The organism is Bacillus sp. FSL K6-1006, from assembly GCF_038593175.1.
GTDB classification, from domain to species: Bacteria; Bacillota; Bacilli; order Bacillales; family Bacillaceae; genus Bacillus; species Bacillus safensis.
The window spans coordinates 3,029,404-3,048,588 of the sequence record NZ_CP151970.1 but is presented as its reverse complement, the minus strand read 5'-3'; the positions used below and the strand labels follow the sequence as shown (position 1 = coordinate 3,048,588).

The 19,185-nt window shown below is 43.2% G+C and carries 19 protein-coding genes; 17 read left to right on the top strand and 2 right to left on the bottom strand.

Translation table 11 applies throughout. The annotated features are described in order from the left end of the window. Nucleotides 1-59: 59 nt before the first annotated feature. The 10 genes from NSS65_RS15970 to pdxA all read left to right on the top strand — a co-directional run bounded on the left by NSS65_RS15970 (nucleotide 60) and on the right by pdxA (nucleotide 12,519). Entirely contained in the window at nucleotides 60-1,010 is a 951-nt protein-coding gene (locus NSS65_RS15970; protein ID WP_326135288.1) for an ABC transporter substrate-binding protein, read from the top strand. Further along, nucleotides 976-2,034 (top strand): iron ABC transporter permease, encoded by a 1,059-nt coding sequence (locus tag NSS65_RS15965; protein WP_041115703.1) that lies wholly within the window; start codon nucleotides 976-978, stop codon nucleotides 2,032-2,034. The genes NSS65_RS15970 and NSS65_RS15965 overlap by 35 nt, the downstream gene beginning before the upstream one ends. After that, the gene (locus NSS65_RS15960; protein ID WP_326135289.1) at nucleotides 2,031-3,317 is read left to right on the top strand and encodes a heme ABC transporter ATP-binding protein; all 1,287 of its coding nucleotides are present in this window, start codon (nucleotides 2,031-2,033) and stop codon (nucleotides 3,315-3,317) included. The genes NSS65_RS15965 and NSS65_RS15960 overlap by 4 nt, the downstream gene beginning before the upstream one ends. Nucleotides 3,318-3,497: 180 nt before the next feature. Beyond that, entirely contained in the window at nucleotides 3,498-4,397 is a 900-nt protein-coding gene (dapA, locus tag NSS65_RS15955; protein ID WP_034280885.1) for a 4-hydroxy-tetrahydrodipicolinate synthase, read from the top strand. A gap of 7 nt (nucleotides 4,398-4,404) precedes the next feature. Further along, on the top strand, nucleotides 4,405-5,577 hold the full coding sequence (locus NSS65_RS15950; protein ID WP_034280884.1) for an iron-containing alcohol dehydrogenase: 1,173 nt from the start codon (nucleotides 4,405-4,407) through the stop codon (nucleotides 5,575-5,577). Nucleotides 5,578-5,641: 64 nt separating this feature from the next. After that, nucleotides 5,642-7,048 carry a sodium:solute symporter family protein gene (locus NSS65_RS15945; protein WP_070326014.1) on the top strand — a complete coding sequence of 469 codons (1,407 nt, stop codon included), beginning with the start codon at nucleotides 5,642-5,644 and terminating at the stop codon, nucleotides 7,046-7,048. Beyond that, entirely contained in the window at nucleotides 7,045-8,220 is a 1,176-nt protein-coding gene (locus NSS65_RS15940) for a sialidase family protein (RefSeq protein ID WP_254001440.1), read from the top strand. Before NSS65_RS15945 ends, NSS65_RS15940 begins: the two co-directional genes overlap by 4 nt. 147 nt (nucleotides 8,221-8,367) lie before the next feature. Further along, nucleotides 8,368-10,149 carry a sigma-54-dependent transcriptional regulator gene (locus NSS65_RS15935; protein WP_254001439.1) on the top strand — a complete coding sequence of 594 codons (1,782 nt, stop codon included), beginning with the start codon at nucleotides 8,368-8,370 and terminating at the stop codon, nucleotides 10,147-10,149. Between the two features lie 25 nt (nucleotides 10,150-10,174). Beyond that, nucleotides 10,175-11,518, top strand: coding sequence for a four-carbon acid sugar kinase family protein (locus NSS65_RS15930; protein ID WP_254001438.1), 1,344 nt, complete (start codon nucleotides 10,175-10,177; stop codon nucleotides 11,516-11,518). Continuing rightward, the gene (gene pdxA, locus NSS65_RS15925) at nucleotides 11,494-12,519 is read left to right on the top strand and encodes a 4-hydroxythreonine-4-phosphate dehydrogenase PdxA (protein ID WP_081124820.1); all 1,026 of its coding nucleotides are present in this window, start codon (nucleotides 11,494-11,496) and stop codon (nucleotides 12,517-12,519) included. Before NSS65_RS15930 ends, pdxA begins: the two co-directional genes overlap by 25 nt. A gap of 17 nt (nucleotides 12,520-12,536) precedes the next feature. On the opposite strand, the gene NSS65_RS15920 is transcribed toward pdxA, so the two are convergent. After that, nucleotides 12,537-13,283: a 3-oxoacyl-ACP reductase family protein gene (locus NSS65_RS15920; protein ID WP_254001437.1), complete on the bottom strand. Its 747-nt coding sequence runs from the start codon at nucleotides 13,281-13,283 to the stop codon at nucleotides 12,537-12,539. Between the two features lie 187 nt (nucleotides 13,284-13,470). On the opposite strand from NSS65_RS15920, the gene NSS65_RS15915 reads away from it, so the two are divergent. From NSS65_RS15915 to NSS65_RS15885, 7 genes are all read left to right on the top strand, one after another. Continuing rightward, nucleotides 13,471-14,040, top strand: a complete 570-nt coding sequence (locus tag NSS65_RS15915; protein WP_254001436.1) for a cob(I)yrinic acid a,c-diamide adenosyltransferase — start codon at nucleotides 13,471-13,473, stop codon at nucleotides 14,038-14,040. Between the two features lie 162 nt (nucleotides 14,041-14,202). Next, the gene (locus NSS65_RS15910; protein ID WP_041115718.1) at nucleotides 14,203-14,595 is read left to right on the top strand and encodes a membrane protein; all 393 of its coding nucleotides are present in this window, start codon (nucleotides 14,203-14,205) and stop codon (nucleotides 14,593-14,595) included. 15 nt (nucleotides 14,596-14,610) lie between these two features. Further along, nucleotides 14,611-15,279 carry a PspA/IM30 family protein gene (locus NSS65_RS15905; protein WP_024423427.1) on the top strand — a complete coding sequence of 223 codons (669 nt, stop codon included), beginning with the start codon at nucleotides 14,611-14,613 and terminating at the stop codon, nucleotides 15,277-15,279. Between the two features lie 104 nt (nucleotides 15,280-15,383). Then, nucleotides 15,384-16,253: a DUF4097 domain-containing protein gene (locus NSS65_RS15900; RefSeq protein WP_217008748.1), complete on the top strand. Its 870-nt coding sequence runs from the start codon at nucleotides 15,384-15,386 to the stop codon at nucleotides 16,251-16,253. A gap of 3 nt (nucleotides 16,254-16,256) precedes the next feature. Then, nucleotides 16,257-17,048: a cell wall-active antibiotics response protein LiaF gene (liaF, locus tag NSS65_RS15895; RefSeq protein ID WP_170825847.1), complete on the top strand. Its 792-nt coding sequence runs from the start codon at nucleotides 16,257-16,259 to the stop codon at nucleotides 17,046-17,048. Beyond that, nucleotides 17,045-18,109, top strand: coding sequence for a two-component system sensor histidine kinase LiaS (liaS, locus tag NSS65_RS15890; RefSeq protein WP_034280874.1), 1,065 nt, complete (start codon nucleotides 17,045-17,047; stop codon nucleotides 18,107-18,109). Before liaF ends, liaS begins: the two co-directional genes overlap by 4 nt. Next, on the top strand, nucleotides 18,106-18,741 hold the full coding sequence (locus NSS65_RS15885) for a response regulator transcription factor (protein WP_024423423.1): 636 nt from the start codon (nucleotides 18,106-18,108) through the stop codon (nucleotides 18,739-18,741). Before liaS ends, NSS65_RS15885 begins: the two co-directional genes overlap by 4 nt. A 42-nt stretch (nucleotides 18,742-18,783) precedes the next feature. Here NSS65_RS15885 and NSS65_RS15880 read toward each other — a convergent pair whose 3' ends face one another. Continuing rightward, nucleotides 18,784-19,152, bottom strand: coding sequence for a hypothetical protein (locus tag NSS65_RS15880; RefSeq protein ID WP_034280872.1), 369 nt, complete (start codon nucleotides 19,150-19,152; stop codon nucleotides 18,784-18,786). Nucleotides 19,153-19,185: the final 33 nt, after the last annotated feature.

Genomic DNA, 19,185 nt, shown 5'->3' with positions numbered 1-19,185 from the left:
TTAGAAAAGAATTGACGAAAGAGATTTCGTTAAGCAGTACATAAACCAGGGGGTTACTCATGAAAAAGTTAACAGCTATTTGGCTATCGTTATTGCTTGTGATGGGTGTTTTAGCAGGATGTGCAGGCGCTGAGACAGATCACAAAGCAAAAGGGTCACAAAATAAAGAAACGGCCACTGCGGCATTTCCCGTATCGATAAAAGATGCAGCTGGCAAAACAGTCGAAATCAAAGAACAGCCTAAACGAATTGTTTCGTTAATTCCAAGTAATACGGAGATTGCTTATGCACTCGGTCTTGGAGATAAAATGGTTGGACGATCAGACTTTGACAATTATCCAAAGGAAGTCGAAAAGGTAGAGAAGATTGGCGGACTTGAATTCAATGTCGAGAAGGTCATTTCCTTAAAGCCAGATCTTGTCTTAGCACATGCATCTCAGATGGGATCAAAAAATGGATTTAAACAGCTTGAAGATGCAGGGATCCAAGTGCTGACTATAAATGATGCAACATCCTTTAAGGATGTGTACAAATCAATCAATATGATCGGTGAAGCAGCCGGCGTGAAAGAAGCATCAACAAAGCTTGTAGACGAAATGAAAACAAAGCTGAATGACATCAAGAAACAAGCAGAGGGGATTTCGAAAGACAAGCAAAAAACAGTCTTTGTTGAAGTATCAGGTGCACCTGAAATCTATACAACTGGTAAAAATACATTTATGGATGAAATGCTTTCTGTTATCCATGCCAAAAATGCTGCAGGTGATCAAACTGGCTGGGTGCAAATGACGGAAGAATCGATCATCAAGCGAAATCCTGATGTCATCGTTACAATTGATGGATCAGGCTTAGCTGATTTGAAAAAAAGAGACGGCTGGAATGCAATGGAAGCAGTGAAAGAAAAACAAGTCTTTCAATTGAATACGGATCTCGCATCAAGACCGGGACCGCGATTGGTTGAAGGAGTCGAGGCTCTTGCGAAAAACGTCTATCCTGACACGTTCAAATAAATTGATCATCGCATATACACTAAGTGTTTTACTTCTTGTGATGAGCATTGGAATGGGAATCTCCTTTGGAAGCTTAGGGATTCCCATTCCTTCTATTCTTCGTATATTTGTTCATGAACTATTCGGAGTGCAGTTTGGAACCATTGATTCCATCGATCGCAATATTATGATGAACATTCGGCTGCCAAGAGTCATATTAGCGGCATTAGTCGGAGCAGCACTTGCGTTATCTGGTGCAGCTTTTCAAGGTTTATTAAAAAATCCTCTCGCTGACCCTTATACGCTGGGGGTATCTCAAGGGGCATCAGTTGGAGCCGTAGCGACCCTGTTTTTCAGCTTGCAGCTCCCGCTTTTTGGCAGCTTCACACTGCCATTATTCAGTATGACAACAGCGCTTGTGACCCTCTGTCTCGTTCTCTTTTTTGCGCGTCTTGTTCATCGGGGGATGAGCATCTCTTCTTTGATTTTGACAGGAGTGATTTTCAGCTCTTTTTTGGGTGCGCTCATTTCATTGATGATTGCTTTAACAGGTGATGATCTAAAAGAGATCATTCATTGGCTGCTTGGCAGTGTGTCCATGAGGGGCTGGCGTTATATTGTGCTTTTTCTTCCTTTCTTTCTTATTGGGACCTTTGCGTTAATGTTGATGGGGCGGGATTTGAATGTGATGACGTATGGCGAGGAGAAGGCAAAGCTATTAGGTGTTCATGTGAAAAGGAGCAAATATATTGTGCTGCTGGCGGGCTCGATCCTGACCGGAAGTGCAGTAGCGGTATCAGGGACGATCGGTTTTGTAGGACTTGTGATTCCGCATTTTATCCGCCTCTTAACTATCACAGATCATCGGCATCTGCTGCCTTTATCTATGCTGAACGGTGCTTCCTTTCTTGTATTAGCAGATGTGTTATCCCGTACCATCATTGAGCCGACTGAATTACCGATTGGCATCATTACTGCGTTAATTGGTGCACCTGTATTTGGCATCATCCTCATTCGTAAATATAGAGGGGGGACGCACGTATGATTCAAGTGAAGGAAATCAGAGGTGGATATGGAGAGAAAGAGGTCATTCGAGGCATTAATCTTGAAGTAAAGCAAGGAGAATTTCTCGGTATACTCGGTCCAAACGGGAGCGGTAAGACGACCCTTCTTAAAATGATGGCAGGGATTTTAGCACCTAAGAGCGGAGAGGTGCGTCTCGGCGGTCACCTTATTCAATCCTATCAGCCAAAGGCGCTTGCGCAAAAGATGGCCGTTCTGCCGCAGAAAACGGACCAAGCTTTTTCATTTACGGTGGAAGAAACCGTCCAATTCGGTCGTTATCCATATCAAAAAGGGTGGCTGCAATCTGTCACGCGAGAAGATGTGCAGGTCGTCAGCAAAGTAATGGAACAAACGGGTGTTGCACAGTTTAAGAATCAATCCATCCATGAGTTAAGCGGAGGAGAACAGCAGCGTGTATATTTAGCACAGGCATTGGCGCAGCAGCCTGAATATTTATTGCTGGATGAACCAACGAGTTTCCTTGATTTAGCCTATCAAAAAGATTTGCTTGATTTAATTAAAGAAGAAACTGATTCCTCTAGGTTAACGGTCATTGGTGTATTCCATGATGTGAACATCGCTAGTTTATATTGTGATCGGCTGCTTCTGCTTCATGAAGGAAAGACAGACATGTTAGGACTGCCGCATCACGTCTTGACCACTGAACGAATCAACCGTGTGTATGAAACAAATGTGACACCGCTCCAGCATCCATTTAGGGCTAACCCCCAGCTGATGGTTGAGCCTGCAGCCCCTTCAAAAGCATCAATTGTAAACATAGCCGATGGCTGGAGGACTTATAGCTCAGAAGGAATGACGTTTTCCATTAATCAGCCTCTTCGCATCCTTTCCTCACATAAGAAAAACGGCGGGTTCTTTTGGAAAAGGTCTATTGGAACGGGAACGAAGACGCTTCATGAGCAGCTAGAGTCATCTGAAGATATGCTGTTTTTCGAGCAAGCTAACGGATTAGCACAATTTGCCGCAGAAGACGCCGAAGACGATATGATCCTTTGCGGCATGCTTCAGCAAGAAGAGTTGGCCATTTGGCTTATCCTGAAACGATCTTTAACAGACGGAGCAGCTGTTCAGCTCATGGGGCAGCTTATGCACATCATGAAGCAAGAAACAAGCATTCCAATCCATCATCTTTGTATTGCTACACCCAATACGCATGAAACGGAAGATGCTGACCTTTTACACGAAAGATTAGGACAAAAGGTGCACGGGCTTCTTCAAAAGTTGAGTGCCATTCAAAAGTGAACCAAAATGGTTCGCTTTTTTTGTTGAAAACATCAACAGCTACATAAGAAATGAACTTAATATAACGAAAAATCAAAAAAGTGTTGCTAATTAAATCACAATCCTTTTATAATAAAAAATATGAAAGCGCTTAAAATATGACATGTTTAAAAATGCAACACATAAGAAAGGGAGGATTATTTGGACATTCAAGGGATTATACCAGCTATTTTGACACCGCTTACTGAGGAAGAACATTTTCATCCCGAAGTGGCAACGCAATTAGTGAATCGTTTGATCGAGTCAGGTGTACACGGCATCTTTGCTTTAGGCACAAATGGAGAGTTTCATTTGTTTTCAGAGGAAGAAAAGCTTCAAATTGCTGAAACTGTCGTGAATGCTGTTGACAGACGAGTGCCGGTATTCATTGGAGCAGGTGAAAATAGTACGGAGGCAACCATCAGGCTGTCAAACAAACTGGCAGATCGAGGGGTAGATGTTCTGTCTATCATTACACCTTACTTTGTTGCACCAACCCAAGAAGAGCTGTATGAGCACTTTCGTCACATATCTGAGAATGTAGATATTCCGATTCTGCTTTATAACATTCCATCTAGAACAGGAGTATCTCTAGCACCAGAGACGGTTGCACGGCTCAGTGCACTGCCGAATGTGCTAGGCATTAAAGATAGCAGTGGAAACATTGAAAATATCAAGGCATATCTGGATGTCACAAAAGATGAAGATTTTGTTGTCCTTGCAGGTACGGACTCACTCATTTTGGATACCTTGAAACTCGGCGGAGCAGGGGCGGTCGCAGCAACTGCAAATGTACTTCCTGAAACTGTCGTTGGACTCTATGAATCTTTTCGAAAAGGGAAGCTTGACGAAAGTGAGCACTTCCAGAAGCAGCTGCAGCCATTAAGAGCAACATTCGGTTTAGGGACATTACCAGCGCCTTTGAAAAAGGCAGCAGAGCTTTATGGAATTCCGGTTGGCCCGCCCAAAAGCCCTGTAAAAGAGCTGTCAGGTGAGGCATTGGAAGCTGTGGCACAAATGGTTGAAGACTATCGCAAACAAGGAAAAGCGGCAAAGGAGTAGTGAAGAGATGACGATCACGCATTATCACTTTCAGACGGCATCACACATTGTATCTGGCGCAGGTTCTTTAGACCTTCTTGGGGAGAAATTAGATAGTTTAGGGCTTAGCAGACTCACATCCATTTTTATATTAACGCAGCCATCTATCGTATCACTTGGTTATGCAGATCACATCAAAAGAGAACTTGCGAAAAAGGGGATAGCAAGTGAGATAAGTACAGAAATCAAACCTGAACCAACAGAAGAAAATATCGAGGATGTATTCCACACATTTTTAAGAGGAGCGCATGACGCCATTATTGGAATTGGTGGCGGGAGTGTCCTTGATGCTGCAAAAATTTTAGCTGTTCTTAAGACAAACGATCAGCCGATTTCTGCTCTCGTTGGCACAAATCTTGTGGAAAAAAGGGGAGTGCCAACGATTCTCATTCCGACAACATCTGGTACGGGATCTGAGGTGACACCAAATGCAATTGTGACTTTTCCAGAAAAGGAATTGAAAATTGGAATGGTTAGTCCGCATCTTTTGCCAGACCTTGTCATCTTAGATCCAGCACTTACTCTCAACTTGCCGAAATCTATTACCGCAGCTACAGGTATGGATGCTTTTACGCATGCGCTTGAATCTTATATTTCAAATAAAGCCAATCCATTCAGTGATATGTTTGCACTGGAATCGATGCGGCTGATTTCAGGAAGTATTCAGGAGGCATATCATCACGGGGAGAACATGAAGGCAAGAGAAAATATGCTTGTTGGTGCAATGTATGGAGGAATGGCGCTTACAAGTGCCGGAACTGCTGCTGTTCACGCTATGGCTTATCCATTAGGGGGGAAATACAAGATTTCTCATGGTGTTGCTAATTCCATGCTGCTTCCGCATGTCACTGCTTTTAATGCAGATCATATCATTGATCGGCTTGAACATGTGGCAAGAGCAATAGGACTAGCGGGAGCTCACACAAAGCAGGAGCTTGCAGAGCGTGTGATTCATCAAATTGAAGATTGGACAGCGGATTTACACATTCCACAGCAGCTCAAAGCTTTTGGCGTGTCCAAGGAGGATGTACCGGCACTTGCTCAAGCAGCTTCAGAGGTGAAGAGATTAATGGACAACAATCCAAAGCCAATGTCTGTTTCTGATATTGAACAGGTATACATGAAACTGCTTGACGCTTAATGCTTTATTGGGATGGGACATGAGAAGTTGCTTCACACGGCTTGCACACAAAGGGGGATTTTAAATGAATGTCTTAAGCAGTTCTGTCATCACATTTATTTTGATCGTCATTATTCTCTATATACTATTTACGACTTGGCTGACGATGCGTTTCCGTAGTAAATCCAATTCAGAATTTAACAATGCTGCTAAGTCACTTCCAGCCATTGTAGTCGGTATTTTGCTCATGAGTGAATTCATTGGAACGAAATCCACTGTTGGAACTGCAGAATCTGCCTTTACGCATGGGCTTTCTGCTTCATGGTCTATTGTGACTGTCGCTATCGCCTTTTTTATCTTTTCCTTTTTCTTAGTAGGCAAGTTTTATCGAACAGGACAGTACACCATTTCAGGTATTATCGATCAGAAGTTTGGAAAATCAACGAAGCTAGTTGTTTCTGTTATTATGATTGCCGCATTGCTGCTTGTGAATCTAGGAAACTATTTAAGTGGTTCAGCTGCCATTGCATCCATTTTGGGGCTTCCTTTAATGACCTGTGCGATCATTACAGCTGTTGTGAGTACATTTTATTTTACATTCGGAGGAATGAAAGGGGTCGCATGGGTCACGATCCTTCATTCGATCGTGAAGTATGCGGGAATTTTAATTACACTAGGGGTAGCTCTTTACTTAACAAAAGGCTTTGAACCAATGAAACAAACGATGCCTGATCATTTCTTTACATGGGACGGGACAATTGGATGGGGGACGATAGGAGCTTGGTTTATAGGAAACATGGGTGCCATCTTTGCTACGCAGTTTATCATTCAAGCAATCACTTCGTCGAAAAGTGAGCGTGAGGCAAAGAAATCAACACTTTATGCGGCTCTGCTTTGTTTGCCGCTCGCCATTGCAATCGGTGTGATCGGCGTAGCTGCACATTATTTGTATCCAGACATTGATCCTATTTATGCCTTCCCTGTCTTTTTACAGCATATGAATCCAATTTTGAGTGCCATTGTGGCAACATCGCTTGTGGCATCCATCTTTGTCGGTGTGTCGACGGTTGCGCTTGCGACAACAACCTTAATTATGGATGATTTTTATGTACCGAAAATGAAACCAACACCGGAGCAGAGAATGAAAGTCACGAGGTATGTGGCTGTACTCGTTGGAATTGTGCCTCTTGTAGGAGTAGCACTTGCGCCGGAGCTGCTGTCCCTTTCCTTTTTTACAAGGGCGCTTCGAACATCAATCGCTGTTGTAGCAGCGATGGGCTTTTACTTGCCGTACTTTAATTCAAATAGAGGGGCGACCATTGGCCTTACTGCTTCAGGTGTTACCACGACGGTTTGGTATTTACTCGATAATCCATTCGGAATCGATAATATGTATATTGCCATTATCATTCCTTTCCTTGTGCTGGTAATCGACCGACTTTTCAGTCCGCCTGCTAAAAAGGATCAACCATTGAAAGGAGAATTGTCATGAAAAATGAAGAGACTGTGATAAAAATAGATGGAATTTTGCGACAAAATGAACAAGATACAGAGAGAAAAGAAGCCTTTCTGCCAACAGACTGCGTGCAGAATCATGCGGCCAATCTACTTGAGCTGGATAATGGAGATGTATTATGTGTTTGGTTTGGCGGAACGCAGGAGGGAATACCTGATATCTCAATCTATATGTCGAGACTCAAACGAGGAAGTAACAAGTGGACAGAGGCAGTGAAGTTATCTAACGATCCTGCACGCTCTGAACAAAATCCAGTTCTGTTTCAAGAGGAAAATGGCAGGCTATGGCTGCTGTATACCGCACAGCTATCTGGGAATCAAGATACGGCCATCGTGAGATACCGGCTATCAGAGGATAGAGGTGAGACATGGGGTGAGATTGATACTTTGTTTGAACAGCCGGGTACGTTTATACGTCAGCCGATTGTTGTACTGGATAATCAAGATTGGCTGCTGCCGGTCTTCTATTGTAAGACCATTCCAGGCGTCAAATGGACGGGGAACCGGGATGTCAGTGCTGTGAAGATTTCATCCGACCAAGGAAAGACATGGGGTGAGGTCATTGTACCAAACAGCACGGGCTGTGTTCATATGAATATTGGAAAGTGTGCAGACGGCTCCCTCATAGCCCTCTTTAGAAGCCGGTTTGCTGATTCGATTTATATTAGCCGTTCCGTCGATCATGGGCGGACATGGTCTGAGCCAAAGGCGACAGAGCTGCCCAATAATAATTCATCCATTCAATTTACCGTGCTCCAAAATGGGCATCTTGCCCTCGTCTATAATCATATCAATGCGGATGAGCAAACAGAACGAAGAGCTTCTTTATATGATGAAATTGAGGATGAAGGCGATACGCGCACAGCGGTTGATACAGAAGCACGTCCAGCCTTTTGGGGAACACCGCGTGCACCGATGACTTTGGCGCTCTCTGAGGATAATGGTGATACATGGCCTATCAGACGTAACCTTGAAGTGGGTGATGGATATGCGATGACAAACAATTCAAAGGATAAACTAAATCGAGAGTTTTCTTATCCATCCATCACGGAAGGAAAAGACGGGAAGCTGCATATTGCGTTTACGTATTATCGGCAGGCGATCAAATATGTGTGTGTGACAGAAGAATGGGTCAATCGCACTTCTTAACTGCAAGAGGGCCCTGCTTCTGGTGAATTGTAACCCTCATTTGCTTCATTTATAATTGATGTTTGGAGGGTTGTCCCCATTTTCTATCGGCTGGACTCCCTCAAGCTATGTCTCGTGATGAAGAGATAAAAAATGGGGGTCCTTTTCATGAATATCAAAGTGTTAGGTGTTGCGCCGTATAAAGGGTTGGGCGATGTGTTAATCGACCTTGCCAAAGAAGAAGAAAATATGACATTCCAGCTTGTAGTCGGAGATCTCCGGTCTGGTGTTGCTCTTGCAGAACAAGCAGAAGCTCAAGGAATGGATATCATTATGAGCCGGGGCGGAACAGCTGCGCTCATTCAAAAACATGTGAACATCCCAGTAGTGGATATCCCTGTGTCAGGGTATGACTTGCTTCGTGCCTTAACACTGATAAAAGATTATCAAGGTAAAAAAGCGGTCGTGGGTTTTGAAAATATTACACAAGGTGTACGCACCATTGGGGAATTATACGCGATTAAAATTGATATTTACACAGTGCAGCAAGAGGAAGAGGTATGGGATCTCTTAAAACAATTACAAGAACAAGGGACTCAGGTCGTGCTTGGAGATGTCATTACTGATAAAGCGGCTAAAGAGCTGGGAATGCAGAGTATGCTCATTACATCAGGTCGTGAATCGGTCAAAGAAGCATTTCATCAAGCAAAACAAATGTATCGTTTATATAAAGAGGCGACAGCTGAACAGCGTCTCTTTCGTGAAATGATTGATCAAGAGCCGAAAGGGATGCTCATCATTGATCCGCACAACCAGCTACATTTTATGAATCAACAAATGAAACAATGGACAGAAAAAGGATTATTTGCACCGTCTACTTCTCATGCTGATGTGATTGCGTGGTGTCCAGCACTTGAACCGGCACTAAAGGCGATTCGAGAAGGGAAACAAAATGGCTATTCTCAAATATCCCATCAGCAGCAAGTGTGGCATGTCAAAGGAAGCATGCTATCGAAAGGCGAGTTGCTTGTCACGATTGAAAAGCCTTCGGCTGTGATGAATCAAGAAGGTCATCGTATTTGGACGCTTGCGTCGCCTATTCATTCAGAACATCCATTTGCTCTTTTTACAGATCAAAGCCCAAAAATGAAAGATGTGATCAATAGGGCAAAAGCGTTTAGTCAAACGGAGCGCTCGATTTGCCTGTATGGTGAACAAGGAACGGGTAAATCATGCCTTGCATTTGCTATCCATCAAATGAGCGAGAGGAAAAATGAGAGCTTTACGACAGTACATTGCAGACGTTTGACAGAACCGGAAGATATAAAATCAATCCCTCTGCATCAAAAAGGGACGATGTTTCTAAAGGATATTGAGAGCGTTCCAATGGATATACAGCAGCTCATTGCCGAGCAGCTGCATCATCATCAGAATATTCGCTGGATGGCTGCGTCTCAAGTGGATTTGTTCAAATTGATGCAATCTGGAGCGTTTAGTGAGGAATTATATACAGGCTTACAGGAGCTCACAATTCATGTCCCTGCGTTGTCTGAACGGCCGGAAGATATTGAGGACATGAGCAGGTTATTTATTGCGGAACTGAATTCTCTTTACGGGACGCAGGTGGTTGGGCTGTCAGCAGATGTGATTGAAGCCTTTCAACACCAGAAATTCAGAGAAAATGTCAGGCAGTTCAAGCGGATCATTGAGGAACTGGTACTGACAACAAAAAGTGGATATATCACGTTGAATAGGGCAAAGGCAGCAATTGATCAGCTTGCCTTTGAAAATGAAGAAAAACAGCTGTCCAGCTATTTGAATGGAACGCTTGATGAGATTGAAAGACGGATTATCAAAACGGTGCTGGAAGAAGAAAATATGAATCAATCAAAGGCGGCAAAGCGGTTGAATATCAACCGTACGACGCTATGGAGAAAGCTAAAGGAATAATATGTAATGAGGCCGAGGTGTCTAAATGACAAACGATCTATTAAAAAAAGGAGCGAAATTAGAGCAAAAGGTAATCATTGTGGCGGATGATTTGACAGGTGCCAACGATACAGGTGTTCAATTTGTCAAAGCGGGCTTAACAGCCTCTGTTCTGTTTCAGCCGTCATTTGAAGGCATTGACAGGTATAAAGAGGATGTGCTGATTGTGGATACCGATTCACGAAGTATGTCTTCAGTGAACGCCTACCATGAGGTCAGCCAAATGGTGCAGCCATTTCTCCAAGATGAATCGCACCTTTTCTTAAAAAAAATAGATTCAACGTTAAGAGGCAATATAGGAATTGAACTGCAAGCACTAATGGATATTGGCCCATTTGATGCGGCGGTTATCGCACCTGCCTACCCAGATGCACAAAGAGCAACCAATAATGGCATACATTATGTGGAAGGAGTGCCTGTTCATCTGTCAGAGGCAGCAAAGGATCCGAAAACACCAGTTTTGACATCCAGCATATCAGGTTTAATTGAGGAGCAGACGAACGTCAGACCAAAAAACCTTTCTCAACAAACAATCGGCGAAGAGCTCAAAGGAATGAATGATGAGGTATCATCGTTATTGAAGCATGGTCATCAATGGTTTGTGTGTGATGCAGAAACAAGTGATGATTTAGGGCGGATTGTGGAAGTGTTTATGAAGATGGATAAAAGAATACTATGGGTCGGTTCAGCGGGACTAGCTGGTGCATTATCTGCATATGTCGCTAAAAATAGAAATACTTCTCGTCTTAAAAAACAGAGACCTGTCCTCATCGTATCTGGAAGTGCCTCTCAAAAAACAAATGAGCAGTTTGCTTATTTAAGAGAAACTCACGATTGTTTTGAGATAAAAGTGAACCCGCTGAATGTATTAAACGGCCGTGAAGCATGGGAACGAAAATCAGTTCTCGATCAACTGCGTAAGCGTCAGAACGAAGATATTCTCCTTTACACAGATGCACGGCCAGAGATGGTTGAAAAGATGCTGATTTACGGAGAAAAGAAAGGGCTGTCAAGACAAGAGGTTGGAAGTGCTTTGTCCGTCTTTCTTGGAATGATCACAAAAGACATTGTCACATTATCAGGAATGAGACGACTTTTCCTAACTGGCGGAGATACAGCGCGGGCGATTTGCCAGGAGCTTGGAGCAGGAGGTATTCGGCTGCTGAAAGAAATTGAACCTGGCATCCCGCTCGGCCAGCTCGTTGATACGAATTTATATGCGGTTACGAAAGCAGGAGCTTACGGTCAAAAAAATTCAGTACTCCACGCGGTAGAAGTGCTGAAAAAGATAGAGGGGGAAGTCGAATGTCAAAACCAATCATTGCTGTAACGATGGGAGATGCGGCTGGCGTTGGTCCTGAAATTATTTTAAAAGCTTTTCAGCAAACGCGTTTACATGAAGAAGCCGTTCTATTTGTGATCGGAGACACCAGTATATTAAATAGGGCGAAAGACTTTGTGAATACAGATGTGGAGATTGTAAGTATCATAGAACCAGAGGAAGCGGAGCAGGTTAAAGCCGGAGCTGTTCCCTGCTTAGACCTCAAGCTCTTAACGAACGAGATGCCGATTGGGGACATATCAAAAGAAGCAGGAAATGCTGCTTTCCGATATCTTGAAAAAGCCATTAGTCTTGCAAATGACCGTAGAATTGACGGCATTTGCACAGCGCCGCTAAACAAAGAGGCACTTCATAAGGCAGGTCATATGTATCCAGGACATACAGAAATTTTAGCTGACCTGACGGGTACAGAAGATTATGCGATGATGCTGGCGGCCCCTAACTTAAAGGTAGTTCATGTCACCACACATATTGGATTAATGGATGCCATTTTAAAAATTAATCCCGAGCGTGTATACACGACGATTAAGCTGGCACATGATACACTCGTCCGTTCTGGAATCTCTGCCCCTAAAATTGCTGTATGCGGGATTAACCCGCATGCTGGGGAGAATGGGTTGTTTGGGAACGGAGAAGAAGAGGAGAAGATCATCCCAGCGGTTGAACTAGCGCAGGAAGAAGGGATTCAAGTATTTGGGCCGCTGCCTGCTGATACCTTGTTCTTTAGGGCAGCAAGAGGTGACTTTGATATCGTTGTGGCGATGTATCATGATCAAGGGCACGGACCGATTAAGGTGCTTGGCTTAGAATCGGGTGTAAACATTACAGTTGGGCTGCCGATTATTCGTACAAGTGTCGATCATGGGACGGCATTTGATATCGCAGGAACAGGAAAAGCCGATTCTGCGAGCATGGAAGAAGCTATTAGACAGGCCATCATGCTTTCTGGTACGAGAGAAAATCAATATGAGAAGAAAAAGAGCCTTTAAGAAGAGGCTCTTTTTTTCTAGTTCATATACGTTCCGCCATTCATATTGATGGTTTCTCCTGTGATAAAATCCGACTGGTCAGAAGCTAAAAATGTCACAACATTTGCGACTTGTTCTGGTGTTCCAATCGTTTTCAAAGGAATTCTATCTAAAACCGAACGCCGGTATTCATCGCTCCACTGTTTGCTCATGTCTGTTTCAATTGGACCAGGGCAGACAGCATTCACATGAATGTGGTGCTCTGCTAATTCTTTGGCAAGATGCATGGTTAAATAATTGATGCCTGCCTTTGATGCACCGTATGCAGGTGATGCATTGTGGTGAGGGGTTTTGCCAGTTGTAGAACTCATATTGATAATCTTTCCGCCTTGTTGTTTGATCATGTCAGGAATGACCGCTTGGCACATGAGGAATGTGCCGGTCAAATTAATATCAATCAATCGTTTCCACTCATCAAGGGATGTCTCGACTGTGGATTTTCGTAAATTGATCCCAGCATTGTTGACCAGCAGATCAATCTGTCCAAAATGTGTTTTCGCTTGCTCCACGAGTGAAGAGGCTGTCTCTGGTAAACTAGCATCACCAGCAACATAAACGGCTCGTTTCTCTTTTTTATTCAGTGAGGAGCAAACCTCTTGCAGCAGCATGTCGTTCGTTCCATTGAGAACGACGTGCGCTCCTTCGCAGACAAGTGCCTCCGCAATGGCGCGGCCAATCCCTCTGCTTGCACCTGTAATGATCGCTACTTTATTTTGTAAACTCACGTACATCCCACCCATCTCTCATTTTAAAAAGCGCTTTCATTCATTATAAAACGGTATGTTTCATCATTCAACATATATAAGGGGATTAGGGTAATTTTCAGTTAATGTGTTTCATAATTAAACAAATACTTCCTTTCAACTTCAGGTTATACTAAAAGGACAAAGCAGTAGAAAAGGGGGCAAACCGTTGAAACTTTATACGAAAACCGGGGATCAGGGTCAAACAGGTTTGATCGGCGGAAGAGCTGATAAAGATGATGTGAGAGTAGAGGCGTATGGAACGCTAGATGAGGCGAATAGCTTTATTGGACTCGCGCATGCAAATTTACGGCAGCATGGCGAATTGTTTCAGGATCTTTTGTCAGAGCTGATTGTTATTCAGCACGAGCTGTTTGACTGCGGCGGTGATTTGGCAGCAGTCAAACCACGTAAAGAAGGCAAATTAACAGAAGCCTCTGTGACAGCCCTTGAGAAAAGGATGGATGTCTATGTAGAAGAGGCCGCGCCGCTCACCAAGTTTATTTTACCAGGCGGTCAGGAAGGCGCTGCTCTCTTACATGTGGCGCGGACAGTCGTCAGAAGAGCCGAGAGGCATATTGTGACGCTTGCAAAACAGGAGGAGATTCCCGCCGTTGCGCTCTCATACGTAAACCGTCTATCCGATTATTTATTTGCAGCCGCTCGAATCGTGAATTATCGGCTTGGTGAAGCTGATGTTGAATATGAACGAAGTGCCGATGTGTTTCGTTCTAAATAAGGAAAGCACTCTTCATAGAAGAGTGCTTTTTTATTAGGTTCTGCCGCTCAGTCTGAGCATTGTTACGACTCTAGTCGCAATCAAAGATCAATCTGTGACACGTTTTGCCGGCTTTCTTTTTTGACTATAGTTAAAGCAAGGAGCAAGAAAGGAGGCATGAAGATGAAAATAACAAGTAAAACCATTATCGGTTCAATTTTATTGTTTGTCGGTTTATCCATCTTCTTTGGTGGTTCATTTGGTGGACTGATCCCGGTTTTGATTGGGGCAGGCCTCATCTATGTAGGTGTTAAAAAATACGAAAAAGGCAGTAAAACCTTAGGTGTCATTCTAGCAGTCATTGGTGTATTGATCGTCGTGCAATTTTTGCCGTTTATACTTGGCATCGCATTTGCAGGGGTACTTCTTTATTTTGGCTGGTCGATGATCAATGGTGAATCTACCAAAAAATCATCAAGCAGAGCATATATGGAGCCAAACACGGCACCTAATACGGAAGAACCGCTTCACACGTCTTTTGATCAAGAATGGGAAGACTTTTTAAAGAAAAAATAAAAGGAGGAACATCAAATGGTATTAAGAAGAGTAAGAGATATGTTTGTTGCAACTGTCAATGAAGGCTTAGATAAATTGGAGAATCCGCGTGTCATGCTGAATCAATACGTTCGTGATATGGAGGATGATGTTGCGAAAGCGAAACATGCCATCATCAAACAGCAAACGATTCAGCAAGGCTTCCTGCGCAAAGCAGAAGAGACGGAAGCATTTGCTGAAAAGCGAAAGAAGCAGGCCGAGCTGGCATATCATGCGGGAGAAGAGGAGCTTGCACGAAAAGCGCTCACAGAAATGAAGTATTTTGAAGAAAAGCACAACGAATATCAGGAAGCCTACCAGCAATCTGTGAAACAATTGAAAGAGCTGAAAGAGCAATTGCAGCACTTAGAAACGAAGCTGCGTGATATAAAAGACAAGAAGCAGGCACTGATTGCAAGAGCCAATGCCGCACAGGCAAAGCAGCATATGAATGATTCCATCAATAAAGTAGACAGTGAAAGTGCATATAAAGAGTTTCTCCGAATGGAGAACCGTATTGAAGAAATGGAAACAAAAGCAGGCAGCTATGCACAATTTGCGGATCAAGGTGCATATGCTCATTTAGATTATGCCGACGAGGTTGAAAAAGAATGGCAGAAGCTGAAGCTCGAGAAAAAGCCTGAACAACAGCAAGCAAACGTATAGAGATCACATCGGAAGAAAAGCAGGCTTTTTCTTCCGATATTTGATTTCTTTCTGTTTCGCTTTTCCTTATAATGAAAAGGTCAGAAGATAAAGGGATGGTATGAATGAAGCGATTAATCGGTCTAATTTGTATACTTGTAGGTATCTTTTTAATGATTGGCATGCTTTTCAAAAATGAAGATCTCTTTCATTTAAGTTTTTCCCGTGAAAAACCAGTGACAAAAGCTTCAGCGAAAAAAGAGGAGATTGATCAATTAGATATTTCTCTTTCTGGGTTTCGCGTGAAGGTAAAACCTGAAAATCGTTCCGATATTTCCGTGACTGCTCTCAATGGAAAAGGGAAAATGTATGCGGAGCAAACAGGCGGTACCTTTAAAATTCGCGCTGAAAATAAAAGCTTCTTGTTTTTCACTCAATTTGAAAAAGGAGAGCTTTTAGTTAAAATTCCAACAGATTATCATAAAAATGTGAAGATTACGGGTGGAAGCGGAGTCAGCGAGATGAACGGAGAAGGAAAGCTGTCCCTTCAAGATGTGATACTCAAATCAACGAGCGGAAACCTCACAGCTCAGAATTTCTCAGCCAAAAATGTGGAAATCAAAGCAACCTCTGGCAGGCTGGCAGTGTCGCACATCGATGCGAAGGATAGTGATATTGGGGCAACTTCAGGGCGTGCCGATATTAATGATGTCAAAGGCGAGCTGCAATTGGGCATGACAAGCGGCCGGTTGACAGCAAGTTTTGATACAATTGAGTCACCTGTCTCCTTTCATATGACATCAGGGAGCGCGAAATTTAATTTGCCAGATGACGGAGATTTCAACGTTCAGGTGAAAAAAACAAGTGGAAGCGTCGATCACTCGTATGACTTTGATCAAGTGGATAGTGAAGGTCGAGGCTTTACAGGTACGCGGGGGAAAGGGACACATTTAGTCGATATTGAAATGACAAGTGGTAACCTCAAGCTGCGGTAATGAATGAAAGAAAGGAAGGAGGCGAGTCAACTGCGTTTTACAAGGAATCAAATTTTAGGCATCATTGTCGTGATATTTGGTATTAATTTATTTCTCAAAATTATTGGGATCGGAGCAGATTTGTTTTGGCCTGTGTTTTTTGCGCTGGCGGGTTATTGGCTGCACTCACGATCCAAACGTTGGCTCGGTTCAGTTTCCTATATTTTTGCCGGCTTTCTCTTCTTAAAATTTCTGCTCAATATTACATTTAGTTTAACAGGTTACTTATTTGCGGCCTTTTTGATTTATGCCGGCTATCGCTTATTGAAAAATAAACCTGTTTTTGATGTCGATAAAAAGGAAACATCAGACGATGGGAAGCCTTCACTGAAAGTCAATCTTGAAAAAAAGGACGATCAGAAGAAAACAAAAAGCCAGACAAAGCCGCGCAAAGAGCATGACTTTTTTATCGGTGAAGTCAGGCTGATGAAAAAGCCGTTTCAATTAAGTGATTTGACGATTTCAGGTTTTATTGGCGATGTTAAAATCGATTTATCAAAGGCGATCATCGCAGAAGAAGAGAGTACGATCGTGATTAGCGGGCTGATCGGAGATGTGGATATTTACGTACCGCAGGATATTGAAGTATGTGTGAGTGCTTCCGCCGCGATTGGTGATATGAAAATCATAGATGAAAAAAGAAGCGGGTTCGGCAGTAAAGTGTACGTGATGACCAACGATTACGATGAGAGCAAACGAAAAGTGAAAATCTCCATCTCTCTATTGATCGGAGATGTGGATGTGAGATACTTATGAGGAAATTCCATTTAGGCCTCCAGTGGCAATCTGTTCGTCTTGGCGTCGGTATCTCGCTCGGTGTTGTGACGATGACGACACTGCCGATGTTTTTTTATTATCAGCTTGATCCGATGATCCTGCTTTCTACCCGCTGGTTTGGCATACCGTTTTTTTGTATTTTACTCATCGTTAGTCTTGCGATTGGGATTTCTGCCGGGAGTGTATTTGGCTATCAGCATAAGAAGCGCCTCGATCAGCTTGTAGAGTCGATTTTGAAATTTGAAAATGGAAACTTTGCATACAGACTGCCGTCTCTTGGCGACGATGAAATTGGCTTAGCCGCCGATCAATTAAATGAAATGGCGAAGCGGGTGGAAGGGCAAGTAGCCTCTTTGCAAAAGCTTTCAAATGAACGGGCTGAATGGCAGGTTCAAATGAAGAAATCGGTCGTCTCAGAAGAGCGGCAGCGGCTTGCACGAGAGCTCCATGATGCGGTCAGTCAGCAGTTATTTGCGATTTCGATGATGACTTCAGCTATTCTTGAAGGCATGAAGGAAAAGGATGAAAAGATATTAAAGCAAATGCAGCTTGTCGAACGAATGGCTGGCGATGCACAAAATGAGATGCGTGCTCTTCTGCTTCATCTAAGACCGATCACGCTAGAAGGAAAAGACCTGAAAAAAGGCTTAATTGAGCTGCTAAATGAATTTCAAGCAAAGCAGCCGATTGATATTGATTGGGAAATCGAAGATGATGTTCCGTTATCTAAAGGAGTAGAGGACCACCTCTTCCGAATTGTGCAAGAAGCCCTGTCTAATGTATTTAGGCATGCAAAGGCGACAAAGGTAACTGTGCGCCTGCTCATAAGAAACCGGCAAGTGCAGCTAAAGATTATTGATAATGGTATCGGCTTTCAAACAGACCATGTGAAGACAGCCTCCTACGGACTTGAATCGATTCGAGAGAGAACAAGTGAAGTAGGCGGTGTCGCAGAGATTATGTCATTTGAGGGAAAAGGCACACAAATTGATGTGAAGGTTCCCATTTTTGATGAAGGAAAAGGAGAGAACGTTCGATGATTCGAGTGCTTTTAATCGACGATCACGAAATGGTGAGAATGGGTCTTGCGGCCTTTTTAGAGGCGCAGGCTGATATTGAAGTCATTGGTGAAGCGTCAGATGGACAAAAAGGTGTAGAGCTAGCCGTTGAATTAAAGCCAGATGTGATTTTAATGGATCTTGTCATGGAGGGGATGGATGGCATCGAAGCAACGAAAAGAATTTGTCAGGAAATTGAAGATGCCAAGATTATCGTTCTGACGAGCTTTATTGACGATGATAAAGTCTATCCAGTGATTGAGGCGGGTGCTTTAAGCTATTTATTAAAAACATCCAAGGCAGGAGAAATTGCTGATGCCATCAGATCTGCAAGTATCGGCGAACCAAGACTTGAATCAAAAGTGGCTGGAAAGGTCATGAATAAGCTCCGTCATTCATCAAATGGGTCCATCCTTCACGATTCATTAACAGCAAGAGAAATGGAGATCTTGAAGCTGATTGCGGATGGGAAATCGAATAAGGTCATTGCCGAGGAATTATTTATTACAATTAAAACGGTGAAGACCCATATTACCAACATTCTTTCCAAACTTGATGTGGAAGATCGAACGCAGGCGGCTGTGTATGCGCACCGTCATAAGCTGATTCAATAAAAAAACAGCTTTCAAGTGAAAGCTGCTAGAACATGCGTAAAATTAGTCCTTCTGTCCTGTGATCGGACGTTCGGATAGTTGATGGAGCTCAGGAACTGGAAAAGCCTCCTGCTCCTTGGCCGGTTTTTCTTCCAGGGTTTTCTTCATTTCGGATAAAAGCTTTACGCTCTCCTTTGCTGCTGCCGCTTTTTTTTCCTGCAAATCAATGATCTGTGAAAGTCCGACGAATAATCCGCCTCCCAACAGAAGGAGCGCAGGGGTTTGTCCATAATAAACCACGATCAAAAATGTGCTTGAAAAGCTGTCGGCTTCAATGAAGAAATCTTCTTTTGATTGCGTGAATACAACGATTAACAGAAGTATCCCTAGAATCAAAAATAGAATGCCGGCCGAAAGTAAAGCTCGTTTCATGATTGACACCCTTTTTTTCTTACCATTTTAACA

Coding starts and splice junctions, on each gene's coding strand:
- NSS65_RS15945 (WP_070326014.1), top strand. CDS start 5,642: ATGAATGTCTTAAGCAGTTCTGTCATCACATTTATTTTGATCGTCATT.
- NSS65_RS15905 (WP_024423427.1), top strand. CDS start 14,611: ATGGTATTAAGAAGAGTAAGAGATATGTTTGTTGCAACTGTCAATGAA.
- NSS65_RS15885 (WP_024423423.1), top strand. CDS start 18,106: ATGATTCGAGTGCTTTTAATCGACGATCACGAAATGGTGAGAATGGGT.
- NSS65_RS15935 (WP_254001439.1), top strand. CDS start 8,368: ATGAATATCAAAGTGTTAGGTGTTGCGCCGTATAAAGGGTTGGGCGAT.
- NSS65_RS15950 (WP_034280884.1), top strand. CDS start 4,405: ATGACGATCACGCATTATCACTTTCAGACGGCATCACACATTGTATCT.
- NSS65_RS15880 (WP_034280872.1), bottom strand. CDS start 19,152: ATGAAACGAGCTTTACTTTCGGCCGGCATTCTATTTTTGATTCTAGGG.
- NSS65_RS15930 (WP_254001438.1), top strand. CDS start 10,175: ATGACAAACGATCTATTAAAAAAAGGAGCGAAATTAGAGCAAAAGGTA.
- liaS (WP_034280874.1), top strand. CDS start 17,045: ATGAGGAAATTCCATTTAGGCCTCCAGTGGCAATCTGTTCGTCTTGGC.
- NSS65_RS15970 (WP_326135288.1), top strand. CDS start 60: ATGAAAAAGTTAACAGCTATTTGGCTATCGTTATTGCTTGTGATGGGT.
- liaF (WP_170825847.1), top strand. CDS start 16,257: ATGAAAGAAAGGAAGGAGGCGAGTCAACTGCGTTTTACAAGGAATCAA.
- NSS65_RS15940 (WP_254001440.1), top strand. CDS start 7,045: ATGAAAAATGAAGAGACTGTGATAAAAATAGATGGAATTTTGCGACAA.
- NSS65_RS15900 (WP_217008748.1), top strand. CDS start 15,384: ATGAAGCGATTAATCGGTCTAATTTGTATACTTGTAGGTATCTTTTTA.
- NSS65_RS15960 (WP_326135289.1), top strand. CDS start 2,031: ATGATTCAAGTGAAGGAAATCAGAGGTGGATATGGAGAGAAAGAGGTC.
- NSS65_RS15910 (WP_041115718.1), top strand. CDS start 14,203: ATGAAAATAACAAGTAAAACCATTATCGGTTCAATTTTATTGTTTGTC.
- pdxA (WP_081124820.1), top strand. CDS start 11,494: ATGTCAAAACCAATCATTGCTGTAACGATGGGAGATGCGGCTGGCGTT.